The organism is Waterburya sp. (assembly GCF_058530065.1).
The window spans coordinates 1-4,665 of sequence record NZ_JBZNBU010000252.1 but is presented as its reverse complement, the minus strand read 5'-3'; the positions used below and the strand labels follow the sequence as shown (position 1 = coordinate 4,665).

The 4,665-nt window shown below is 40.5% G+C and carries 2 protein-coding genes and 1 tRNA gene; 2 read left to right on the top strand and 1 reads right to left on the bottom strand.

Features of this window, described 5'->3' with window-relative positions; translation table 11 throughout:
- Positions 1-251 precede the first annotated feature (251 nt).
- Positions 252-323: transfer RNA gene (locus AC33VI_RS14940), tRNA-Val, on the bottom strand.
- A gap of 190 nt (positions 324-513) precedes the next feature.
- Between AC33VI_RS14940 and AC33VI_RS14935 the strand changes: the two genes are divergently transcribed.
- Together AC33VI_RS14935 and dxs are read left to right on the top strand one after the other, a co-directional pair.
- Positions 514-2,217 (top strand): CocE/NonD family hydrolase, encoded by a 1,704-nt coding sequence (locus AC33VI_RS14935; RefSeq protein ID WP_491783061.1) that lies wholly within the window; start codon positions 514-516, stop codon positions 2,215-2,217.
- 338 nt (positions 2,218-2,555) lie between these two features.
- Positions 2,556-4,472: a 1-deoxy-D-xylulose-5-phosphate synthase gene (dxs, locus tag AC33VI_RS14930; RefSeq protein ID WP_491783060.1), complete on the top strand. Its 1,917-nt coding sequence runs from the start codon at positions 2,556-2,558 to the stop codon at positions 4,470-4,472.
- Positions 4,473-4,665 lie beyond the last annotated feature (193 nt).

Below are 4,665 nucleotides of genomic sequence, written 5' to 3'. Positions count from 1 at the left end.
TTTGCTAAAAACTATTAGAAAATTAATTAAGGATTTAATCGTATTTCTTATAGTTAATTTTCTTTTTTAATTAGCTTTGGTTCGACTGAAAAAACGCTCTAAATAAAGTTGTTTATGAGTAGTCTTTTAATAAAAACAAATTTATTCGACAACAAGAGGATTTGTTTGTTTTATTCTCCGTTTGATTGTATATTGTGGGTGGGGAATAAATAATACTCAAAAGATTTTAAAAGTAAGAGTACTCTTGAATATGGGCGATACTGGATTTGAACCAGTGGCATCCTGCTTGTAAGGCAGGCGCTCTACCGCTGAGCTAATCGCCCTTAACTGTTACCCGTTTTAGGCACTTAATAAATATAGCAGTATTTTGGTTTTTAATGCAATTATTTTTTCAAAAAAATTTTTAAATCTCCATACTGCAGCTCGAGCAATAATTTGAGAAATTCAGATTGCTTATGCTTATCCAAATTCGAGATGGGTAAGTTTGTGGGAACTAAAGAATCAAATTCCATAATGGTCAAAATTATTAAAGAGACTGTTTCCATGCAGACTCGTGACGGAGTTCGATTAGATGCAGATATCTATCGTCCCAATATTCAAGAAAAATTACCGATTCTCTTGATGCGTCAGCCCTATGGTAGAGAGATTGCATCTACCGTAGTTTACGCTCATCCTCGCTGGTATGCCGAGCGGGGTTATATAGTCGTAATTCAAGATGTACGGGGTAGAGGAACTTCAGAAGGTCGATTCCATCTATTCGATCGCGAAGTTGAAGACGGTTTGGATACTGTTGAATGGGTATCTAAACTTCCCAATAGTACGGGAAAAGTAGGAATGTATGGTTTTTCCTATCAGGGAATGACCCAATTATATGCAGCGGTACATAAACCGCCAGCTTTAGTGGCAATCGCTCCTGCAATGGTCGCTTACGATCTCCACAGTGATTGGGCTTATGAAAATGGGGCATTTTGTCTTTATGCCAATCTAGCTTGGGCAATTCAATTAGCAGGAGAAACAGCCCGTTTAAAACAAGATGAAGCAGCATATTTAGAGTTGTATCGAGCCAGTCGTAATTTACCCCTCAACGATGCGATTCCTGCCAATCCCGAAATTATGCAGCGATTAGCACCCGATTCTTTTTACCATCTGTGGTTAAATAATCCCGATCCAGCAGCAGAATATTGGCAAAAGCGATCGCCAAAGTATTTATTAGATGATGTGGATTTACCCATGCTTCATGTGGGTGGTTGGTTCGATCCTTATCTAAGGGGTACGCTAAATCTTTACAAAGCAATGGCAACTAGGAGCAAGCACCCCCAACATCTTGTAATTGGACCTTGGGCGCACCTTCCTTGGGGTAGAAAGCTAGGGGAAATAGATTATGGCAGGTTAGCTCAAAACCCCATTGATGAAATTCAGATACGCTGGTTTGATTATTTCCTCAAAGGTATCGATACGGGAATGGCTGAGAAATCTCCGATTTATTTATTTGAAATGGGTAGTAACAGTTGGCGCGAACTAGATCGTCTTAATTGCGATCGCCAACAAGTTTATTACTTAGCTAGCGATGGTTTGGCTAGTATGCGGGAAGATAGTGGAATGCTGTGGCAATACGAAACAGAAATCGAATCTGACAATATTTCTCCTCAAGAACTATCAGAAACAGACATAACTGCAGACCTCGAAGAATTCTCTAATAATCAAGACATTCTAGTCCGCGATCCTTGGCGACCAACACCAGCTTTGGGAGGACACGCTAGCTTTCCAGGCGGTTCGTGCGATCGCACTGCTTTAGACTGTCGTTCGGATATTTTAACTTATACTTCTGCTCCTTTAGAAAACGATCTACACTTGTTAGGAGAAGTGAATTTAGAAGTTTATTGTAGTGCCAATAAACCTAGTTTCGACTTGTGTGCAATACTGTCGGTAGTTCGCCCAGACGGTAAGGTATTCAATTTTACTCAAGGATATATTACTGTTAACCCCAATTCCTCAGAAATTCAGCAACTAAATATTCCTTTACAGGCTACTTGTATATGTATTGCTTCAGGGCAAAGCTTGCGTCTCAGTCTCAGTGGAGATTATTTTCCTGCTTACCCAGTTAATGCTGGTACGGGTAAATTGCCTCAAGAGGCTAAATTAATCGAGCGAGAAATTATTACCATTACCATTAATTCGGGTGCGGACTATCCTTCTCAAATTAAACTAAGTATTTAAAAATCGATTCTAATTGATGGGTACTGAAAAATGTATAAATACAGATACAATTGCTAGCTATTAGATGTTTTAATCGTATCTTTTTCTAAGAAACCAGCAAAATTCACTATAATACGTTATGAAAATAATTAAATTACTTTTATGGCTATTATTAGCTAACTAACTTTAGCAAAATTCTCGATCTTTGCCTGGTTTATGCCCTAAAAAGATTGGACGAGCAAAGATTTTTCTGACTTCAGGATTGAGAAAAGTATCCAATTTTCACTTTAAGTACAAAGAAAGTAGGATAATTAACTCAACAAGAAAATAAATAATCTGTTATTAGAGAAAACGGCAGTATGCATTTAAGCGAAATAACTCATCCTAATCAGTTGCACGGTTTATCAATCCGACAACTAGAGGACATCGCCCGCCAAATAAGAGAAAAACATTTAGAAACAGTTGCCACTAGTGGGGGTCATTTAGGTCCTGGTTTGGGGGTTGTAGAACTAACTATTGGGTTGTATCAAACCCTAGATTTAGACCGCGATAAAGTTTGTTGGGACGTAGGACACCAGGCATATCCCCACAAGCTGTTGACGGGTAGATACGATAAATTTGATACTCTGCGCCAACAAAATGGCGTAGCGGGCTATCTTAAAATAAGCGAAAACAAGTTCGATCACTTTGGTGCGGGACACGCCTCGACCAGTATCTCTGCTGCCTTGGGTATGGCAATGGCGAGAGATGCTAGGGGTGAAGACTTTAAATGCGTAGCCATTATCGGTGATGGTGCTTTAACGGGAGGCATGGCACTAGAAGCAATTAACCATGCAGGACATTTACCCAATACTAATTTAATGGTGGTCTTGAATGACAATGAAATGTCCATCTCTCCTAATGTAGGAGCAATTTCTCGCTACTTAAATAAAGTTCGCTTATCAGACCCCATCCAGTTTCTTTCCGATAACCTCGAAGAACAGTTCAAGCACTTACCTTTCTTTGGGGAATCTCTGACTCCTGAAATGGAACGAGTGAAAGAAGGCATGAAACGTCTTGCAGTACCGAAAGTTGGGGCTGTAATCGAGGAATTGGGCTTTAAATATTTTGGTCCCGTTGACGGTCATAATTTAGAAGAGTTAATTACTACCTTCAAACAGGCGCACAAAGTACCAGGACCCGTACTAGTTCACGTTGCCACAGTCAAAGGTAAAGGATATGCCCTTGCCGAAAAAGATCGAGTAGGCTACCACGCCCAAAGTCCTTTTAATTTGGCAACGGGTAAAGCAATTCCCGCCAGCAAACCAAAGCCTCCTAAGTACAGCAAAGTTTTTGCCGACACTTTAACTAAATTGGCGGAAAACGATCCCAAAATTGTCGGTATTACCGCCGCGATGGCAACTGGTACTGGTTTGGATATTTTGCAGCGCAAACTGCCCAAACAATATATTGATGTGGGGATTGCCGAACAACACGCAGTAACTCTAGCTGCTGGTATGGCTTGTGAAGGAATTAAACCCGTAGCAGCCATTTATTCTACTTTTCTTCAAAGAGCTTACGACCAAATTATTCACGATATTTGCATTCAAAAATTACCCGTTTTCTTCTGTTTAGATCGGGCGGGAATTGTTGGTGCTGATGGTCCTACCCACCAAGGAATGTATGACATTGCCTACCTACGTTGCATCCCCAACATTGTAGTTATGGCTCCTAAAGACGAGGCAGAATTACAAAGAATGGTGGTAACTGGCATTAACTATCGAGAAGGTGCGATCGCTATGCGCTATCCTCGCGGGAATGGTGTCGGCGTACCTTTGATGGAAGAAGGCTGGGAGCCGATTGAAATTGGTAAAGGAGAAATTCTGCGTAATGGCGATGACTTGCTTCTAGTCGGTTATGGCACTCAGGTATATCCCGCGTTGCAAGTAGCCGAGATTTTGAGCGAACACGGTATTGAATCGACTGTAGTTAACGCTCGTTTTGTCAAACCTCTAGATATGGACTTAATTGCTCCTTTAGCCAAACAAATTGGCAAAGTTGTTACCATGGAAGAGGGTTGTCTAATGGGTGGTTTTGGTTCGGCTGTTTTAGAAGCCCTTCAGGAACAAAATATTCTCGTCCCCGTCAAACGTTTTGGTGTACCCGATATTTTGGTAGACCATGCAACTCCCGATCAATCTAAGGCTAGCTTGGGCTTGAGCAGTCCTCAAATGGCAGAGAATGTTCTCAAAACTTTCTTTGGCAGTAAAGAGAAAAAGCCTTCTAAAGTTGGCTAGATTGACTATGTTTGTAGTGTCTTCTCAGTATATATGACGATATATAAACTGGCACTGAAATAAAACGCAAACCAAATAAATCCCCTACACTATTAATTGTGTGTGAGGAGTAAGTGTAAGAGAGAAAGGTTTTGGGGTCGAAACACGGCAAGACTCCCAAAACCTTTTTCTTTTGTCTACAAATAAATAACTG

Excerpts from the sequence above, each read along its gene's own strand:
- dxs (WP_491783060.1), top strand. The coding sequence starts at position 2,556 with ATGCATTTAAGCGAAATAACTCATCCTAATCAGTTGCACGGTTTATCA.
- AC33VI_RS14935 (WP_491783061.1), top strand. The coding sequence starts at position 514 with ATGGTCAAAATTATTAAAGAGACTGTTTCCATGCAGACTCGTGACGGA.